Origin of the sequence: Lutibacter sp., assembly GCF_021647475.1 — a bacterium.
Taxonomy (GTDB): domain Bacteria; phylum Bacteroidota; class Bacteroidia; order Flavobacteriales; family Flavobacteriaceae; genus Lutibacter.
In genome coordinates this window covers 37,800-57,523 of sequence record NZ_JAKIUR010000004.1, presented here as the reverse complement: position 1 = coordinate 57,523, position 19,724 = coordinate 37,800, and the positions used below count along the sequence as shown (strand labels likewise).

Below are 19,724 nucleotides of genomic sequence, written 5' to 3'. Positions count from 1 at the left end.
CTACTAAAAATATCAAAAAGTGAATAAAGAAGAGGTTTCTAAATTGTTAAGTGAAAAAGTTGAAAAAGGATTACATATTAGTCCTGTTTTACCAAAAGGAGTTAAAAATTATTTAATAGATATTGATGGAACCATTTGTGATGATATTCCAAATGAAGAACCTGAACGAATGTTAACTGCTGAAGTATATCCAGATGCTTTAAAAACATTAAATAAATGGTTTGATGATGGGCATATGATCTGTTTTTTTACTTCCAGAACAGAAATTCACCGAGCAAATACAGAAACTTGGTTAAAAAAACACGGATTTAGATATCATAGTTTGCTGATGGGAAAACCTAGAGGAGGAAATTATCATTGGATTGATAATCATTTAGTAAAAGCAACTCGATATAATGGGAAATTTACAGATTTAGTTTCAAAATCAGTTGTTATTGAAGTATTTGATGACGAAAAACATAATTAAAATATAAATAAATTTAATATGAATGTACCAACAATGGCCGAAATGATGGCTCAAGGAAAACAACCAGAAGTTTTATTTTGGGTAGGATGTGCAGGAAGCTTTGATGATAGAGCAAAAAAAATAACCAAAGCTTTTGTTAAAATATTAAATAAAGCAAACGTTGACTTTGCTGTGTTAGGTACCGAAGAAAGTTGTACTGGCGATCCAGCTAAAAGAGCTGGAAATGAATTTTTATTTCAAATGCAAGCAATGACTAATATTGAGGTTTTAAATGGCTATGAGGTTAAAAAAATTGTAACCGCTTGCCCGCATTGTTTTAATACTTTTAAAAATGAATATCCAGAGTTAGGTGGTAAATATCAAGTATATCATCATACTGAATTTTTAAAATCATTATTAGATGAAGGAAGACTTACTATTGAAGGAGGAAAATTTAAAGGGAAGAAAATAACTTTTCATGATCCTTGTTATTTAGGAAGAGCAAATGATATTTATGAAGCTCCACGCGATTTAATAAAAAAATTAGATAGTGAACTTGTTGAAATGAAACGCAGTAGAGCAAAAGGACTTTGTTGTGGTGCAGGTGGAGCTCAAATGTTTAAAGATGCCGAAAAAGGGAATAAAGATATTAATATTGAACGCACTGAAGACGCATTAAAAACTAATCCAAATATTATTGCTACCGGTTGTCCATTCTGTAATACAATGATGACTGATGGTATAAAAGCTGCTGATAAAGAAAATGAAATTGAAGTATTAGATATTGCTGAACTTATTGCAAATGCAGAAGATTTGTAAATTAGCAATCTGAACACCATTTTACTTTATATGATTAAACACTACATTGAAGCTGCTCGTTTACGGACGTTACCTTTATCTATTTCAGGTATTATTGTAGGTAGTTTTATAGCAGCATCTCAAGGCTATTTTAATTGGCTAATATGCATTCTAGCTTTATTAACAACCGTTGGTTTTCAAATAATATCAAATTTTGCCAATGATTATGGTGATGGTATTAAAGGAACAGATAATAATGATAGAGTAGGCCCAAAACGTGCTATTCAAAGTGGCGTTATTTCTCCAAAGCAAATGCTAACAGCTATTAAGGTGTCCATAGCTATTACTTTTATAATTGCAATTTTACTAATTTATATATCCTTTAAAAAGGAAGATTTACTTAACATTGCTATCTTTTTAATTTTAGGCATTGCAAGTATAGTTGCAGCCATTAAGTACACTGTTGGAAAAAAAGCATACGGATATAGTGGTTTAGGCGATATTTTTGTGTTCTTGTTTTTCGGTTTACTTAGTGTGGTTGGTAGTTATTATTTATATACTAAGCAATTAAATTTCGAATTGCTTTTACCTGCTATTTCCATTGGATGTTTAAGTGTAGGCGTTTTAAATTTAAATAATATGAGAGATAGAGATTCTGACATAGCTTCAAATAAAAACACTTTGGTTGTTAAAATTGGAGAACATTCAGCTAAAAATTATCATTATTTTTTGTTAGTAACGGCATTTATAACAGCAATTATTTATGTTGTTTTAAATTTTCAAAACTTTTTTCAATTCTTATTTGTAATTGCTTTTATACCTATTTTAAAACATATGTTGGTTGTTTATCATAATAAAATACCAAAATTATTAGATCCAGAATTAAAAAAATTAGCATTAAGTACTTTTTTATTTGCAATTTTATTTGGAATTAGTTTACTTTTGCCATCGATTTAATGATTTTTATCATTTTTTTAATAAAGATAAAAAGATAATTTTGTCTTTTATAATAAAATTATAATATTGAAAGTAAAAACGTTAGCCATATTTTTTTATTTGCTGTATCTGTTAGCCATGGTAAAACCGTTAATTCCTATTGTGGAATATTATGCTAACTACAACTATATTGTAACGGAGTTATGCGAAAACAAAGACAAACCCTTTTTGGAATGTAATGGAAAATGTTATTTAGCTAAAGAATTAAATAAAGTAAACCATGATGATCAAAATCATGAATCTAACGTGCCAAAAATTAATTTTGACAATTTTCCAGTAATATTAATTGTTCAAATAGACTATTCATTTAAAACTTTGAAAAATAGTCATTTAATCATTAAAAATGATAAGAATTGTATTCCGTTAGAAGTCTACCAATCAGTTTTAAAACCGCCAAAAATAGCTTAAACTTTCTTAATTTTTTCTGTTGAAATACTATTGATTTAATAGCTATCTAAATTCAACAAATAATCATTTTAATTTATTAATTAACAGATACATATATACTTGTGTTTGCAATTTTATATTACACACAATAATGAAAAAACAACAATTATTTACCCTATTGTTTGTGCTTATAAGCACTATAACTTTTGCTCAATTATCAACCTTTAAAGGAAAGATAATAGCAGAAAACACGAATAACCCAATAGAAAATGCTTCAATAAAAGTTATTAAGACTAATACTTATACGGTAACCAATAGGAATGGAGAATTCTCAGTAGAAGCCAATTCAAACAGTAAAATATTAATCTCACATTTAGGTTTTAAATCTAAAACAGTAACTATTATAAACCACCAAGTTATAGCACTTCAACCTGCTCAAATAGAACTTAATGAAATTTTAGTTACTGCAAATCCGTTAGATGATATATCACAATCTACCGTAATAAACGATGCTGAAAAAAGAATAAGTCAGCCAAGAAGTGTGGGTAGTTTATTTAAAGATATTAATGGATTTGGTATTGTAAAACGAGGAGCTTATGCTTCGGAACCCGTATTTAGGGCTTTTAAATATGAACAATTAAACGTTCAATATGATGGAGGTATGAAAATAGTAAATGCTTGTCCAAATAGAATGGATCCTATTACAACTCATGTAATTCCTGAAGAAATAGAAAAAATTGAAATAGTAAAAGGACCTTTTACCGTTCGGTTTGGTTCTAATTTTGGAGGAATCATAAATTTAGTCACCAAAAATCCTTCAAAAAATCAATATGGTTTTCATGGAAGTGTCGAGGGTGGTTATGAAACCAACGGAAGCAATTTTGTAAACGGAGTTAATTTATTTTATGCCAATGAAAAATTTGATGTGCAATTAAATGGTTCGCATCGTGATTTTAGTAATTATACCGATGGAAACGGAACAGAAGTTCCTTCTTCTTTTAGAACAAATGATTATTCTGTTAAAGTTGGTATGAATCCCACCAATAAACAACGTATTCAATTAACTTGGAGACAATCTTTTGGTAGCGATATTGATCACGCAGGTTTACCTATGGATTCTCCTTTTGATAACAGTTTATTAGTAGGTTTAGATTATAAAATTACAGATTTAACTAGCAAAATAAATAGTTTCACATTTAAAACTTTTTACTCGTATGTAGATCATTTAATGACAAATGAACATCGCCCAAATTTCATGATGGTTGAAGCTAGAACACCAGTTAATTCCTGGGTTTACGGGGGGAAGGCTGAGTTTACAATTAAAATTGCAAATCAATCTAAACTTTTTGTAGGTGCTGATGCAAATTTAATTGACAGAAAAGGAAATAGAACTAGAGTTGTTAAAAAGATGAATGGAATGACGCTTCCTACTCCAAAAACATTTGTAGATAAAGTTTGGCAAGATGCTAGTTTAAATGATATTGGTATTTTTACACAAGGCAAATTTAAAATCAATAATTACTTTTCTATATCTTCAGGAATTAGAGCTGATTTTATAAACACTTTTATTGATGATGCTGCAACAGATTTTGAGGTACTTTATGGAGGAACAATACCAAGTGATAATGAAGTTAATATAAGTGGAAATATTTCATTTAAATACCAACATAATGGATTTCAAACACAACTAGCTTTTGGTAGAGGTGTAAAAACTGCTTCTATGATTGAACGTTATATTAATCATTTTAATGTAGGAGTTGATCCTTACGAATATGTTGGTAATCCAAATTTAAAACCTGAAGTTAATAATCAAATAGAATGGTCGTTTAGTAAACAATTGACTGCATTTAAATTAAGCGGAACTGTTTTTTATTCGTTCTTAGAAGATTATATTTCAGCAGAAGTAAATGCTAATATTCCTCGTAAATTTATGCCAACAACACCACCTATTTATACAAGACAATTTGTAAATTTAAATAAAGCTTCGCAAGTAGGATTTGAATTTAATATGGATTATAAGGCTTCTCAAAATCTAGAATTTACTTCAAGTATTTCTTATACAAGAGCTGAAAATAAGGATTTAAATGAACCTTTACCACAAATTCCTCCTTTTATGGCAATACTTGGTGCAAAATATGAAACTTCTAAATTTTGGTTTGCACTAAATTCAAGATTGGTTGCTAAACAAAACAGAATTTCAAGTTCTTTTATGGAAACGGAATCTCCTGGTTTTGGAACTATGGATTTTAGAGCAGGATTTGAGCCAATTCATAATTTAACAGTAGGTTTTGCAGCATTAAATATTTTTGATAAAGCCTATTATGAACATTTAAATTATTCATTTAAAGGTTCAAATACATTATCAGGTAAAATATTAGAACCGGGTAGAAATTTTACTACCTACATTAAATATAAATTTTAAGTAGGTAGCAATTGTTGTTTGATAAACCACGAAAGTAAAAAAAATCGTGGTTTTTTTTATGAATTTTATTTAGTAAATTGCAGTAAACCATCTAAACGCAACTTACCATGAAAATAACCTATTTAGGCCACGCAAGTTTAAGTATTGAAACTAAAGATAAAACATTACTAATTGATCCATTTATTTCTGGAAATGAATTAGCCAAAAAAATTAATATTGATAAATTACAAGCAGATTATATTTTAGTAACTCACGCACATCAAGATCATATTTTAGATGTGGAAGCTATCGCAAAAAGAACTGGAGCAAAAGTAATCTCTAATTTTGAAATTGTAACTCATTTTGAAGAAAAAGGAATAGAAGGTCACCCAATGAATCACGGCGGAAAATGGAAATTTGATTTTGGTACGGTACATTATATCAACGCTATTCATTCTAGCTCGTTTCCTGATGGTAGTTATGGTGGACAACCTGGTGGTTTTGTACTTGAAACCAACCATCACAGGTTATATATTGCTGGTGATACAGCATTAAGTTATGATATGAAATTAATTCCGGAAGTAATAGGTGAGCTAGATTTAGCTATTTTACCAATAGGCGATAATTTTACTATGGGTGTTGATGAAGCCATAAAAGCAAGTGCATTTTTAAATTGCAATAAAATTTTAGGTTATCATTATGATACTTTTGGATATATTAAAATTGATCACAAAAAAGCAATTGAAAAATTTTCTAAAGCAAAAAAAGAGTTGTTTTTATTACCAATTGGAGCTAATATCAAATTGTAATTAACCCGTTGTGTATTTTGATAAATTACGTCAATTCGAGTGATTTTAAGCCTTTTTAGGCTTAAAATTAGTATCTAGAATAGGTTTTTTTATTTAAAAAGAGCTATTCTCAATATTATTTTTTATCCATTCTTCACGTAAATCTGTTGCCATTTTTCCAGTGCCATCATCCTTCCAACCAGGTGGTTTAATAAAATAATTTAGTTTATTTATCAATGAAGTTTTAGAAATAAAAGCTTCTTTAAAAACGGAAATCCATTCATGAAATGCAATCGTAAAAGGATTAAATGTATTTATGTTTGTCGTTAATCCATAATTCACTTTCTCATTTGCTAATTCTGGCTGAAATGTGCCAAATAATTTATCCCATATTATAAAAATTCCTGCATAATTTCTATCTAAATATATTGGATTTGAACCATGATGAACTCGGTGGTGTGATGGCGTATTAAATACTGCTTCAAACCATTTTGGCATTTTATGTATTAATTCGGTATGAATCCAATATTGATATAGCAAATTAATACTCATTTGAGTAAATATCATTAAAGGATGAAAACCTAAAATGGGAAGTGCCAAATAAAAAATAAAGCTAAAAAAACCACCAGTCCAAGTTTGACGCAATGCAGTACTTAAATTATATTTTTGAGAAGAATGGTGTACAATATGCGATGCCCAAAAAAACCGACTTTCATGACTTATTCTATGAAACCAATAATAACAAAAATCATCAGCAAACAAAATCAATATCCAGCTCCACCAAGCAAACGGAATGGTAAAAATTCTAAAATTTTCATATAAATAAATAAAAATAAAAACTACCCATATTTTACTGAGTAAGTTAGAAACTAAATTCCCAATTCCCATAGTAATTGAAGCTATGGAATCTTTTAAATTATAAGAGTCAGGTTTCTTTTTGTAAATAATAAATCCCTCCACAATAACGCTAACAATAAAAAATGGAATTGCATAAAGTATTAAATTAGGTATTTGCGGAATAGTCATGGCTAATTTTATAGTTTTATCATTTAAATAAATTAGTTATTAGTTGTACATTTCGGATTTGAATTAAAAATGAAAGCAACTTATCAAAAATATAGATTACAATTTAAACAAGCAAGTGGTACATCAAGAGGAATTTTACGAATCAAAGAAACTTATTTTTTAAAAATTACTGATGGAAACAAGATAGGAATAGGAGAATGTGCTGTTTTTAAAGGATTGAGTTATGATGATGTTCCAAACTACAAACAAAAATTACACTGGCTTTGTAATCATATCAATGAAAATAGTAACTTTTTATTACAAGAATTAACAGCGTTTCCTTCTATTCAATTTGGGTTGGAACAGGCATTATTGTCTTTACAAAGTAAAAATCATTTTGAATTATTTCCTTCTAAATTTACACAATCTGAAGATGCAATTTCAATTAATGGATTAATTTGGATGGGCGATAAATCTTTTATGAAACAACAAATTGCAGCTAAATTAAATGCAGGATTTACCGTAATTAAAATGAAAATTGGTGCTATTGATTTTGATACTGAAATAGCTTTGCTTAGAAATATTAGAAAAGAATATTCTTCAAATGAAATTGAATTGCGTGTTGATGCTAACGGAGCTTTTTCACCAAAAAATGCTTTAGAAAAATTAAAAATTTTAGCTGATTTCGAAATTCATTCTATTGAACAACCAATAAAACAAGGACAGTTTGATGAAATGGCAGCATTATGTGAAAAAACACCTATTCCAATTGCGTTGGATGAAGAATTAATTGGGGTTTTTGATGTAACAAAAAAGCAAGAAATGCTACAAATAATAAATCCGCAATACATAATTTTAAAACCAAGTTTAGTTAGTGGATTTAAAGGTAGTGAGGAATGGATTAATTTAGCTGAAAATCAACAAGTTGGTTGGTGGATTACCTCGGCTTTAGAGAGCAATATAGGTTTAAATGCCATTGCACAATGGACGTATAATTTACAAACAAAAATGCCACAAGGTTTAGGAACCGGAAGTTTATTTACCAATAATATTGCAAGTCCGTTAGAAGTTAAAAGTGGAAAATTACATTATAACAATACAATTAATTGGGATTTAAGTTTATTAAAATAATTAAGTACTGAATTTGTCTAAGCACTTTTACAAATTTAAAATAAAAGGAATGAAATTTATACAAAAAGCATATACTGGAAATAACGATTGGTGGGCGTATTTGGTAACATTAATATTTCTGTTTATTGGGTGGCAGTTTGTTGGAGTTTTACCATTGGTTGGTGTAGCATATTATTATTCAGGTAATATGAATGAATTTTTAATTGCTGCCAATGATAATTTTGCAACATTAGGCATTAACTCTAATTTGTATTTGGTTTTAATTATCATTTCCTTTTTATTTGGGCTTTTAAGTTTATTTGCCGGAATAAAATTTATTCATAAACGTACAATTACAAGTTTAATTACAAGTCGTGAAAAAGTAGATTGGAGTCGATTTTTTTATTCTTTTTTTGTTTGGGGAAGTATAGGAATAATAATGTTAATCATCAGTTATGCTATTTCACCAAAAGATTTTGTTTGGAATTTTAAGCCAATATCTTTTATCATATTAGTATTGGTTTCTTTCTTTTTATTACCCATTCAAACAAGTATGGAAGAGTTACTTTTTAGAGGTTATTTAATGCAGGGTTTTGGTACTTGGTTTAAAAAATCGGCAGTTGCATTAATTTTAACATCGGTAATTTTCGGCTTATTACACGGATTAAATCCTGAAGTTCAAAAATTAGGATACATAAGTATGGTATATTATATTGGTACAGGTTTGGTTTTAGGAATTTTTACGTTGATGGATGAAGGTACAGAATTATCACTTGGGTTTCACGCCGCAAATAATATTACCGCCGCTGTTTTAGTTACTGCAAATTGGACTGTTTTTCAAACCGATGCTTTATTTATTGATACTTCCGAACCTTCTGTTGGATGGGAAATGTTTGTGCCGGTTTTAATTTTATATCCAATTATATTGTATATATTTTCAAAGAAATATAACTGGACTAATTGGCAAGAAAAATTAATGGGAACTATTAGAAAACCTATTGAGTTAAATGAAAATGAGTTTATAGCGTAGAAATAATAAAAAATAGTCATTTCTGCATAGGCAGGAATTTTATAATTTTGAAAGAATAAATTAAGATTTGAACAAAGAACAAAAATTTCATAGAGCATTTAAATTGCAAGGAAAATCCTTTAAATCAGTTGAAGAATTATTGAATTTTTCTAAAGATTTGTCTGTAACTGTTTTTAATTTTTTAGAAAAATGGTTTGATAAAAATGATGTTGTTAAAGTGCAAACTTCGGGTTCTACAGGTAAGCCAAAAAGCATTTTGCTTAAAAAACAGTATATGGTAAATAGTGCTTTAGCTACAGGTGAATTTTTTAATCTTTCTGAAAATACCAATGCATTACTTTGTTTATCAGTTAATTATATTGCTGGTAAAATGATGTTGGTGAGAGCACTTACTTTAGGTTGGAATTTAGATTTTATAGAGCCTATTTCTAATCCTTTAAAAAATAATATTAAAAAATATGATTTTTTGGCCATGGTGCCGTTGCAATTAGAAAATTCGTTGGATAACCTTTCTAATGTTAAAAAAATAATAGTGGGCGGAGCTCCAGTTTCAAACCATTTATTAAAGCAACTTCAAAATATTGATACAACAGTTTTTGCAACGTACGGAATGACAGAAACCATTACACATATTGCTGTTAAAAGATTGAATAATTTTAAAACCGTCATTGCGAGTGAAACGAAGCAATCTCTTTATCAAGCACTCCCAAACATCAAAATTTCAAAAGATGATAGAAATTGTTTGGTAATTAATGCTCCAAATATTTCAGATACTAAAATAGTAACTAATGATATTGTAGAAATAATTTCTTCAACTGAATTTAAATGGATTGGCCGTTTAGATACTATTATAAATTCTGGTGGTGTAAAGTTATTTCCTGAAGAAATAGAAAGTAAATTAAGTAAATGTATTAAAAATGAATTTTTTGTAGCCGGAATTAAAGATGAAAAATTAGGTGAAAAATTAATTTTGGTTATTGAAAATTCAAATCAAAATAGCACTAAAGAATTTATTTTCAATCAAATTAATTCATTAAAAACACTTGATAAATATCAAAAACCTAAAGAAATCTTTTTTGTTGATAAATTAGTAAAAACACCAACTGAAAAAATTAATAGAAAAGAAACATTAAAGAAAATAGTTACATTTCCATAGAATGATACACGTTTTGTACATCATCTTCATCTTCTAATCGTTCCAATAATTTTTCAACATCGGCCTGTGCTTTTTCTGAAAGTTTAGTTGTAGTAGTTGGAATTCGCTCAAAATCAGAAGATAAAATTTCAATTGCATTATCTTCTAAATATTTTTGAATAGCACCAAATTGCTCAAAAGGAGCATAAATATGAATTCCTTCTTCATCTTCAAAAATTTCTTCAACATCAAAATCAATAACTTCTAATTCAAATTCTTCTAAATCAATTTTTAAATCTTCTTTTTTAATGGTAAAATTACACGTATGGTCAAACATAAAAATTACAGAGCCTGACGTGCCTAAATTACCATCACATTTAGTAAAAACTGCACGTACATTGGCAACAGTTCTATTGTTATTATCTGTAGCAGTTTCTACCAAAACAGCAATTCCGTGTGGTGCATGTCCTTCAAAAATAACTTCCTTATAATTGGCAGTATCTTTATCAATAGCTTTTTTTATTGCCCTTTCAACATTGTCTTTGGGCATGTTAGCTGCTTTTGCATTTTGAATTACAGCTCTTAGATGTGCATTAGTTTCAGGATTTGGTCCGCCAGCTTTAACCGCCATTACAATGTTTTTACCAATTTTAGTAAAGGTTTTAGCCATTTTTGACCAACGTTTTAATTTTCGTGCTTTTCTAAACTCAAAGGCTCTTCCCATAATTATCTGTTATTTTTAGCGAAGCAAATATAAAAATATCGTTGCTCTTTTACAATTATTTTAAACTAGATTAGTTTAATTCAACATTAATTTTAATATTCATTACTAATTTTTTGAATTAAGTTAGTTTTTATTAGTTATAATGAATTTGATTATCTTTATAAAACCTTTATTTTTCAAATAAAAGTGAATCATTATTTACCCGTTGTGCATTATGATAAAATTTCGTCAATTCGAGTGAATTTTAGCCTTTTTAGGCTTAAAATTAGTATCGAGAATAGGTTTTTTATTTAAAAACAGCCGTTCTCGATACAATTTTTTATCAAAAATTACTCGAACTGACGTAACAGTAAGTTTAAAAAGTTATAATGCACAACGGGTTATTATTTGTTTAACATAAACATATTGTATATCCGTAAAAGTTCATAAATTTATAAAGTTCGTCATTCTGAACTTGTTTCAGAATCTTATAATGCTTGTAAATAAATATAATAAATTGAGACCCTGAAATAAACTTGCCTGCTGGCAAGAAGGTTTAGGGTGACGTATTAACTATATGATTAAAAACGGATATACATTAAACATATTATGAATAATTAAATATACAATTGAAACAGATTACTAGAACAGTTTGGATATTATCATTAGTAAGCCTATTTACAGATACCGCTAGTGAAATGCTTTACCCAATAATGCCTATTTATTTAAAAGAAATAGGTTTTTCCATAGTTCTTATTGGAATTCTTGAAGGTGTAGCAGAAGCAGTTGCTGGATTAAGTAAAGGTTATTTTGGCAAACGTTCTGATAATTTGGGAAAACGAGTTCCTTTTGTTCAGTTAGGATATACTTTAAGTGCCATTTCAAAACCAATGATGGCGGTTTTTATATATCCCATTTGGATTTTCTTTGCACGTACCTTAGATAGATTTGGAAAAGGAATTAGAACAGGAGCAAGAGATGCCATGTTATCTGATGAAGCAACGAATTCAACTAAAGGGAAAGTATTTGGATTTCATCGTTCTATGGATACTTTGGGGGCGGTATTAGGGCCACTTTTGGCATTACTTTATTTATATTTTTATCCAAAAGATTATAAAAATCTCTTTTATATTGCTTTCATCCCTGGAGTTTTAGCCATTTATGCTACGTTTTACCTTAAAGATAAAAAAGAAAAAAATTTAGTAGCTAAGAAAAAAACAACGTTATTTTTATTCTTAAAATATTGGAAAACTAGTCCAGTTGAATATAAAAAAGTAGTAATTGGACTTTTAGCATTTACTTTATTTAATAGTTCAGATGTTTTTTTATTGTTAAAAGCCAAAGAAGTTGGGCTTAGTGATACTTGGGTAATTGGAGTTTATATTTTTTACAATTTTATTTATGCTTTAACTTCATTTCCACTAGGTGTTTTGGCTGATAAAATAGGATTGAAAAAAATGTTTGTATTTGGTCTTTTTATTTTTGCTATTGTTTATTTTGGAATGAGTTTAACTTCTAATAGCTATGTTATAGCATTATTTTTTCTGCTTTATGGTATTTATGCGGCTGCAACAGAAGGAATTTCAAAAGCTTGGATTAGCAATTTAGTTGATAAAAAAAATGTGGCAACAGCTATAGGAACGTTTACAGGTTTTCAAAGTATCTGTGCTATGATTGCAAGTTCATTGGCAGGAATAATTTGGTTTCAATTTGGAGCATCTACTACATTTTTGATAACAGGAATTGCTACAATAGTTGTTATTTTTTATATAATTTTTGGTGTTAAATTAAAGACTAAATTATTTTAAACATTTGATTTTTAATGTAGTAAAATCTTAATATTGAAATACAGTTTATAATTTTTCTACTCATTTTTAAAATAATTGTATGTCCGTAATTAGTAATAATAAAAAACAACGTCATGCTGAACCTGCCTGTCGGCAAGGCAGGCTCGTTTCAGCATCTCATTTCCGTTTGATAATCAGTGTTTTATTGAATACGACCCTGAAACAAGTCCCCCTGCTACTGGCAGGTTCAGGGTGACGAACGTTATGTAAGATTACGGACAATCAGATAAAATAATATTTAATATTATAATGAGTTTAATCCTTCTTCAATAATGGTTTCTTTAGTTGTATCTCTTTTAAGTTTTATTTCTTCTGTAATTTTTTTCTTTTTCCAAGTTCCTTTGGCAAACCAAATTATAGTTATAATTGCTGCAATTATATTTGAAATAGGAAAAGCTAACCATAAGCCAACAGTTTTAAAATCGGTGTATTTTGAAAGAATATAAGCCAGTGGAATTCTTAAAATCCATAATGAAATAATTGATAATACCATTGAAATCATAGTGTTTCCAGAGCCTCTAAAAGCTCCGTTTAAAGCCATTTGTATTCCAATAAACCCAAAAGTTAAGGACATTATTTTAATGAATAAAGTACTAGATTTAATTGTTTCTAGTTCTCCTGGAATAAATATTGTAGCAATTTCTTTTGCAAATATAAAGGTGATAATTCCAATAATGGTTAAAAAAATAAAGCCAGCTAAAGAACTTAGTTTTACAATTTTTTCAGCCCTAATTGTTTTGCCTGCACCCAAATTTTGACCAACTAATGTAGAGGTGGCCATTGATAATCCAATGGCGGGAATTATAATAAAACTTAATATTCGGCTGCCAATACCAAAAGCAGCAATGGTAAGTGTTCCAAATTGAGCAACCAAAAAAGTCATTCCTGTTATACCTAATGCTCTTGTAGATTGTTCTATTGAAGTAGGAAAACCTAGTTTAAACATTTTTTTTAATAAAGGAAAGTCAGGTTTTAAATCATTTGGATAAAGTTTTATTTGTCGTTTTCCTTTTAGTAGAATAAATATACCAATAATAGCAGAAATTCCTTGTGTAGAAATTGTAGCAATAGCTGCTCCAGTAACTCCATAAGCTGGAATAAAACGGTAGCCAAAAATAAATAAAGGGTCAAGAAAAAGATTTAGTAAAACAGTCCCCAAAACAATTAATGCAGGTGTTTTAACATTACCAACACCTCTCATCAGTGATTGGAAAACCATATAGGTAAACATAAATACCATTCCTAAAAATGAAATCTTCATATATGATACGGCACTTAAAAAAACATCTTTTTCTGTACCCATTAAACGGATAATATGCGAAGATGAAAAATATCCAATAGCTGCTAGAATAATAGAAATAAGAATAACCAATAATAATGTTTGGGAAGTAATGTGATTAATAGCCTTTTGATCTCCTTTTCCCTTATATTGAGAAACAAGAATAGTTCCTGCCATAGCTAAACCTCCTCCTAATGAAACCATAAAAAAAATGATTGGAAAACTAATTGAAACCGCTGCAATAGCACTAGTTCCCAGTCTTCCAACCCAAAAGGTATCTGTTAATTGATAAGCAGTTTGTAAAAAATTAGCAAAAACTATAGGAACAGATAATGCAATTATCGATTTTAAGATGGATCCTTCAGTTAAATTAATTTTATTTTTCACAGGAGTTAAAAATAAATTTTTAAACTTGAATTATTCCTAAGTTAAATTGTTTTTCAATAGGAGCGTGGTTGGCAGCTTCAATTCCCATACTAATCCATTTTCTGGTATTTAACGGATTTATAACTGCATCGGTCCATAAACGTGCTGCAGCATAATATGGAGAAGTTTGTGTATCATATCGTTGTTTAATTGAATCTAAAATTTCTTTTTCTTTTTTTGCTGAGATTTTAACTCCTTGTTTTTTTAAGGAAGCTGTTTCAATTTGTAATAAAACTTTCGCTGCCTGTTCACCGCCCATAACAGCAAGTCTGGCAGAAGGCCAAGCCACAATTAACCTTGGGTCATAGGCTTTACCACACATTGCATAATTTCCTGCACCATAAGAGTTTCCTATAATAACCGTAAATTTTGGCACTACCGAATTGCTAACTGCATTTACCATTTTTGCACCATCTTTAATAATACCACCGTGTTCACTTTTGCTTCCAACCATAAATCCGGTAACATCTTGTAAAAATACTAACGGAATTTTTTTCTGATTACAATTAGCTATAAATCGAGTAGCTTTATCTGCAGAATCTGAATAAATAACGCCACCAAATTGCATTTCTTTATTTGCATTTTTAACTACTTTTCGTTGGTTAGCTACAATTCCAACAGCCCACCCATCAATTCTGGCATAGCCACAAATAATAGTTTTACCATACTCTTTTTTATATTCTTCTAATTCTGAATTATCTACAATACGCTTAATAATTTCGTGCATATCATATTGATCGGTTCTAGAAATTGGTAAAATTCCAAAGATATCATCTTCTTTTTCAGTAGGCTTTTTAGCTTGAATTCTATTAAAACCAGCTTTATTATAATCACCAATTTTATTAACTATATTTTTAATTTTATCTAAAGCATCATAATCATCTTTAGATTTATAATCAGTAACTCCACTAATTTCACAATGAGTTGTTGCTCCACCTAAGGTTTCATTATCAATATTTTCTCCTATAGCAGCCTTTACCAAATAGCTTCCTGCTAAAAAAATACTTCCTGTTTTGTCAACAATCAAAGCTTCATCACTCATAATTGGTAAATAAGCTCCGCCTGCTACACAACTTCCCATAACTGCTGAAATTTGAGTAATTCCCATACTACTCATAATAGCATTATTTCTAAAAATTCGTCCAAAATGTTCTTTATCAGGAAAAATTTCATCTTGCATTGGCAAATAAACACCTGCACTATCTACTAAATAAATGATAGGAATTTTATTTTCAATGGCAATTTCTTGAGCTCTTAAATTCTTTTTTCCAGTAATAGGAAACCAGGCTCCAGCTTTTACCGTAGCATCGTTTGCCACTACTATACATTGTTTGTTTTGAATATACCCAATTTTAACAATTACACCACCAGAAGGGCATCCACCGTGTTCTTGATACATTTGGTCTCCAGCTAAAGCTCCAATTTCTATGGAATTACTGTTTTTGTCAAATAAATAATTTATTCGTTCACGTGCAGTTAATTTTCCCTTGGCTTTATGTTTTTCTATTTTATCTTTTCCGCCACCTTTATAAACTTTTAAAAGTTTTTTCTTTAATTCGGTGGATTGTAGTTTATTAAAATCTTCGTTTTTATTGAAGTTTAAATTCATATAAATAATGTATTTAGTGATGCTAAAGTACAAAATGAATATGAATTTTCTTTAATAAATATCGTGGAAATAAATACCTAGGTAATTATTGAATAATTTTTGTATATTTGTAATCTAATTTAAACTAAAAAAATGAAAAAAATTATAACACTTGGAGGTAGCAATAGTAAAACTTCAATCAACAAAACATTGGCGGAGTACACAGGAAGCTTAATAAAAGGAGTCGAACTTATTAAAATTGATTTAAATGATTTTAATTTACCTTTATTTTCAGTAGATATTGAAAGTGAATTTGGAATAGCTGAAGCTGCAAAAGAATTAAATAATATTTTTGAAAAAGCAGATGGATTTGTAATTTCCTTAGCGGAGCATAACGGAACTTATTCCGCAGCTTTTAAAAATGCTTTTGATTGGCTTTCTAGAATAAATGGTAAGGTTTGGAGAAATAAACCAATGCTTTTATTAAGTACTTCACCTGGTGAACGAGGCGGACAAACAGTGCTAGATGCTGCTTTAGGTAGATTTCCATATATGGGAGGAAATATTGTTGGTAGCTTAGCATTTCCATCTTTTAATGATAATTTTATCAATGGTAAAATAGTTAATTCTCAATTAAAATCTAAACTTTTGAATTTGGTAAGTGATTTAGAAAAAGCGTTATAAAATGGGGAATATTTCTAAAGATATTAATTCTAAGTTTCCTAATGAGCGAGTTAAAGCGTTAATTAATATTAAATATACGGCTAATTGGCTGGATACTATTGGAAATAATTTATTAAAACCTTTTCAAATTTCAGTACAGCAATACAATATTTTACGAATTTTAAGAGGTGCAGATGAGAAAATTACGGTAAATACAGTTAAAGACAGAATGATTCAAAAATCGCCAAATACAACGCGATTAATGGATAAATTATGTGATAAAAAATTGATTGAAAGAGCTCGTTGTGAAAAAGATAGAAGAATAGTTTATGTTAAAATTACTGAAAAAGGATTGGAATTATTGAATCAAATTAACATTAAAGAGTTTGATAATCAAATGGATGCTATAACTGAAAAAGAAGCAAAAATTTTAAATGAAATTCTAGATAAAATAAGATAAGTGGTTAAACAAATTCTGAATTATTTTTATTGAAGTTCTTACAAAATTTTAACAAAAAATTAAAATAAAATTAGCAATAAACACACTTCTAAAAGTGTGTTTTCTTATGTACTCCCGTAAAAAATTACGATATTTGTATCCTGTTTAAAATTAAAACAATCAAATAACTAGTTAAATGAATAAAAATACAGTTTTAGGATACGCAACATTAATTATGATTTTTGTAGGATTAGGATTAATTGCATTAGGCGCTTTTAGATATGATGATGTTGCCGGATGGGGATTTGCTGCTGTTGGAGTTGGATTTTTCGCTGTTGCTTGGGTATTTAATGCTTTAAAAGGAAGGGTTTAAGTTATATTAAATACTACATTTTTTGCATCTACAAATTTTAACTCTTTTCTTTTTATAACTATTAAAAGTTTACAATGGCTGACGATAATAAAGTAATTTTTTCAATGTCTGGGGTAAGTAAAACTTATCAAAGTGCAAATAAACAAGTTTTAAAAAATATTTATTTAAGCTTTTTCTACGGAGCTAAAATAGGTATTTTGGGGCTTAACGGTTCTGGTAAATCTACCTTGCTAAAAATAATTGCTGGTTTAGAAAAAAATTATCAAGGTGATGTGGTTTTTTCTCCCGGATATTCAGTTGGTTATTTATCGCAAGAACCACAATTAGACGATGACAAAACAGTTTTAGATATTGTAAAAGAAGGCGTTTCAGAAATTGTTAACGTTTTAGAAGAGTACCACAAAATTAATGATCAGTTTGGATTGGAAGAAGTATATTCTGATGCAGATAAAATGGATAAGTTAATGGCTCGTCAGGCAGAATTACAAGATAAAATTGATGCTTCCAATGCTTGGGAATTAGACACTAAATTAGAAATAGCCATGGATGCTTTACGAACTCCGGCTGGCGATACACCTATTAAAAACTTGTCAGGAGGTGAACGTAGAAGAGTTGCTTTGTGTAGATTATTACTACAAGAACCTGATGTTTTATTATTAGATGAACCCACCAACCATTTAGATGCCGAATCTGTACATTGGTTGGAACATCATTTACAACAATATAAAGGAACGGTAATTGCCGTAACGCACGATAGGTATTTTTTAGATAATGTTGCAGGTTGGATTTTAGAGTTGGATAGAGGTGAGGGTATTCCTTGGAAAGGAAATTATTCCTCTTGGTTAGCTCAAAAATCGGAAAGAATGGCTAAAGAATCCAAACAAGCATCTAAACGTCAAAAAACGTTAGAACGAGAATTGGAATGGGTTAAAATGGCACCAAAAGGAAGGCATGCAAAATCTAAAGCACGTTTGGCAAATTATGATAAATTAATGAGCCAAGATCAAAATAAATTAGATGAAAAGCTGGAAATTTATATTCCAAATGGACCTCGATTAGGAACTAATGTGATTGAAGCTAAAGGCGTTTCTAAGGCCTTTGGAGATAAATTATTATATGAAAATTTAGAATTTAAATTACCTCAAGCTGGTATAGTTGGAGTTATTGGTCCAAATGGTGCTGGAAAAACTACTATTTTTAAAATGATAATGGGTGAAGAAACCTCCGATAAGGGAGAATTTAAAGTAGGAGACACCGCTAAAATTGCCTATGTAGATCAACGTCACTCTAATATTGATCCTGAAAAATCTATTTGGCAAAATTTTTCTGATGAGCAAGAACTGATTTTAATGGGTGGTAAACAAGTTAATTCGAGAGCGTATTTAAGTCGTTTTAATTTCTCAGGAAGTGAGCAAAATAAAAAAGTAAGTGCTTTATCTGGTGGAGAGCGAAATAGATTACATTTAGCAATGACTTTGCGTGAAGAAGGAAATATTTTATTATTAGATGAACCAACTAATGATTTAGATATTAATACGTTACGAGCGTTAGAAGAAGGATTAGAAAACTTTGCGGGTTGTGCGGTAGTTATAAGCCACGATAGATGGTTTTTAGATCGGATTTGTACACATATTTTAGCTTTTGAAGGAAATTCAGAAGTCTATTTCTTTGAAGGTTCTTTTTCTGAATATGAAGAAAATAAAAAGAAACGTTTGGGAGGTGATTTAATTCCGAAGAGGATTAAATATAAAAAACTAATTCGTTAACTTTTTTATTTCGAGTAGTTAACCTAATTTTAGAAAAATATCATTTTAAATTTTTTAACGATGGATAAAAATAAAGTATTTGCTATTTCAGCAGTGTTACTAATAATTTTGGGTGTTGCTATGATTTATATTGGAGGTTTCTACGCTCCAAAAGTTATATTACCTCCAATTATTACAGGCGTAGGATTTTTTATTATTGCTTGGGTTTTTAATAGTTTTAAAAGTTAAGAAATCCATAAGCAGTCTATTGCATCGGTAAACATGTGAAACAATAATGCTATGGCAATAATTCTTGTTTTTTTAGGAATTAATAATAAAAAATACACCAATATTGCATAATAAGTATGTAATGGATGAAAATTAATACTACAACGATTTGGATTAAAAATGGGTATGGCAAATAAATGATCTACATCAACAAACATGGTTAGTATAAATATAAGCCAAACTTTTTTCCATTGCGATTTATAAAATACATAGGCAATAATTCCTGGAACTAAAAAATGCATTCCGTAATGCGTTATAAATCTAATATATTCCAAAAA

General features: G+C 29.2%; 20 protein-coding genes. 15 read left to right on the top strand and 5 right to left on the bottom strand.

Features of this window, described 5'->3' with window-relative positions; translation table 11 throughout:
- Positions 1-19 precede the first annotated feature (19 nt).
- The 6 genes from L3J60_RS01810 (at position 20) to L3J60_RS01785 (ending at position 5,836) form a co-directional block, all read left to right on the top strand.
- Positions 20-466: a phosphoheptose isomerase gene (locus tag L3J60_RS01810; protein WP_291973770.1), complete on the top strand. Its 447-nt coding sequence runs from the start codon at positions 20-22 to the stop codon at positions 464-466.
- A gap of 18 nt (positions 467-484) precedes the next feature.
- Entirely contained in the window at positions 485-1,264 is a 780-nt protein-coding gene (locus L3J60_RS01805; protein ID WP_291973768.1) for a (Fe-S)-binding protein, read from the top strand.
- A gap of 30 nt (positions 1,265-1,294) precedes the next feature.
- Positions 1,295-2,200, top strand: a complete 906-nt coding sequence (locus L3J60_RS01800) for a 1,4-dihydroxy-2-naphthoate polyprenyltransferase (RefSeq protein ID WP_291973766.1) — start codon at positions 1,295-1,297, stop codon at positions 2,198-2,200.
- Between the two features lie 66 nt (positions 2,201-2,266).
- Positions 2,267-2,647: a hypothetical protein gene (locus L3J60_RS01795; RefSeq protein ID WP_291973763.1), complete on the top strand. Its 381-nt coding sequence runs from the start codon at positions 2,267-2,269 to the stop codon at positions 2,645-2,647.
- Between the two features lie 130 nt (positions 2,648-2,777).
- Entirely contained in the window at positions 2,778-5,048 is a 2,271-nt protein-coding gene (locus L3J60_RS01790) for a TonB-dependent receptor (RefSeq protein WP_291973761.1), read from the top strand.
- A 107-nt stretch (positions 5,049-5,155) separates the two neighbouring features.
- Positions 5,156-5,836: a metal-dependent hydrolase gene (locus L3J60_RS01785; protein ID WP_291973759.1), complete on the top strand. Its 681-nt coding sequence runs from the start codon at positions 5,156-5,158 to the stop codon at positions 5,834-5,836.
- Between the two features lie 93 nt (positions 5,837-5,929).
- On the opposite strand, the gene L3J60_RS01780 is transcribed toward L3J60_RS01785, so the two are convergent.
- On the bottom strand, positions 5,930-6,841 hold the full coding sequence (locus tag L3J60_RS01780; RefSeq protein ID WP_291973757.1) for a sterol desaturase family protein: 912 nt from the start codon (positions 6,839-6,841) through the stop codon (positions 5,930-5,932).
- 69 nt (positions 6,842-6,910) lie between these two features.
- On the opposite strand from L3J60_RS01780, the gene L3J60_RS01775 reads away from it, so the two are divergent.
- The 3 genes from L3J60_RS01775 to L3J60_RS01765 all read left to right on the top strand — a co-directional run bounded on the left by L3J60_RS01775 (position 6,911) and on the right by L3J60_RS01765 (position 10,116).
- Positions 6,911-7,951 carry an o-succinylbenzoate synthase gene (locus tag L3J60_RS01775; RefSeq protein WP_291973754.1) on the top strand — a complete coding sequence of 347 codons (1,041 nt, stop codon included), beginning with the start codon at positions 6,911-6,913 and terminating at the stop codon, positions 7,949-7,951.
- A gap of 49 nt (positions 7,952-8,000) precedes the next feature.
- Positions 8,001-8,960: a CPBP family intramembrane glutamic endopeptidase gene (locus L3J60_RS01770; protein WP_291973752.1), complete on the top strand. Its 960-nt coding sequence runs from the start codon at positions 8,001-8,003 to the stop codon at positions 8,958-8,960.
- Positions 8,961-9,027: 67 nt separating this feature from the next.
- Entirely contained in the window at positions 9,028-10,116 is a 1,089-nt protein-coding gene (locus tag L3J60_RS01765; RefSeq protein WP_291973750.1) for an AMP-binding protein, read from the top strand.
- Here L3J60_RS01765 and L3J60_RS01760 read toward each other — a convergent pair.
- The gene (locus tag L3J60_RS01760; protein ID WP_291973748.1) at positions 10,103-10,819 is read right to left on the bottom strand and encodes a YebC/PmpR family DNA-binding transcriptional regulator; all 717 of its coding nucleotides are present in this window, start codon (positions 10,817-10,819) and stop codon (positions 10,103-10,105) included. The genes L3J60_RS01765 and L3J60_RS01760 overlap by 14 nt on opposite strands.
- A 608-nt stretch (positions 10,820-11,427) precedes the next feature.
- Here L3J60_RS01760 and L3J60_RS01755 point away from each other — a divergent pair.
- The gene (locus L3J60_RS01755) at positions 11,428-12,606 is read left to right on the top strand and encodes an MFS transporter (RefSeq protein ID WP_291973747.1); all 1,179 of its coding nucleotides are present in this window, start codon (positions 11,428-11,430) and stop codon (positions 12,604-12,606) included.
- A 283-nt stretch (positions 12,607-12,889) separates the two neighbouring features.
- Here L3J60_RS01755 and L3J60_RS01750 read toward each other — a convergent pair whose 3' ends face one another.
- Complete coding sequence (locus tag L3J60_RS01750) at positions 12,890-14,311, bottom strand: MATE family efflux transporter (RefSeq protein WP_291973745.1); 1,422 nt, start codon at positions 14,309-14,311, stop codon at positions 12,890-12,892.
- A 19-nt stretch (positions 14,312-14,330) separates the two neighbouring features.
- Entirely contained in the window at positions 14,331-15,959 is a 1,629-nt protein-coding gene (locus L3J60_RS01745) for a carboxyl transferase domain-containing protein (protein WP_291973743.1), read from the bottom strand.
- Positions 15,960-16,091: 132 nt separating this feature from the next.
- Between L3J60_RS01745 and L3J60_RS01740 the strand changes: the two genes are divergently transcribed.
- The 5 genes from L3J60_RS01740 (at position 16,092) to L3J60_RS01720 (ending at position 19,407) form a co-directional block, all read left to right on the top strand.
- The gene (locus L3J60_RS01740; protein ID WP_291973741.1) at positions 16,092-16,622 is read left to right on the top strand and encodes an NAD(P)H-dependent oxidoreductase; all 531 of its coding nucleotides are present in this window, start codon (positions 16,092-16,094) and stop codon (positions 16,620-16,622) included.
- Position 16,623: 1 nt separating this feature from the next.
- On the top strand, positions 16,624-17,061 hold the full coding sequence (locus L3J60_RS01735; RefSeq protein ID WP_291973739.1) for a MarR family transcriptional regulator: 438 nt from the start codon (positions 16,624-16,626) through the stop codon (positions 17,059-17,061).
- Positions 17,062-17,236: 175 nt separating this feature from the next.
- Positions 17,237-17,413: a CAL67264 family membrane protein gene (locus tag L3J60_RS01730; RefSeq protein ID WP_291973737.1), complete on the top strand. Its 177-nt coding sequence runs from the start codon at positions 17,237-17,239 to the stop codon at positions 17,411-17,413.
- Positions 17,414-17,487: 74 nt separating this feature from the next.
- Positions 17,488-19,179, top strand: a complete 1,692-nt coding sequence (ettA, locus tag L3J60_RS01725; protein ID WP_291973735.1) for an energy-dependent translational throttle protein EttA — start codon at positions 17,488-17,490, stop codon at positions 19,177-19,179.
- 60 nt (positions 19,180-19,239) lie between these two features.
- Positions 19,240-19,407 (top strand): hypothetical protein, encoded by a 168-nt coding sequence (locus tag L3J60_RS01720; RefSeq protein WP_291973732.1) that lies wholly within the window; start codon positions 19,240-19,242, stop codon positions 19,405-19,407.
- On the opposite strand, the gene L3J60_RS01715 is transcribed toward L3J60_RS01720, so the two are convergent.
- Positions 19,404-19,721: a DUF6122 family protein gene (locus L3J60_RS01715; protein ID WP_291973731.1), complete on the bottom strand. Its 318-nt coding sequence runs from the start codon at positions 19,719-19,721 to the stop codon at positions 19,404-19,406. The genes L3J60_RS01720 and L3J60_RS01715 overlap by 4 nt on opposite strands.
- Between the last annotated feature and the right edge of the window lie 3 nt (positions 19,722-19,724).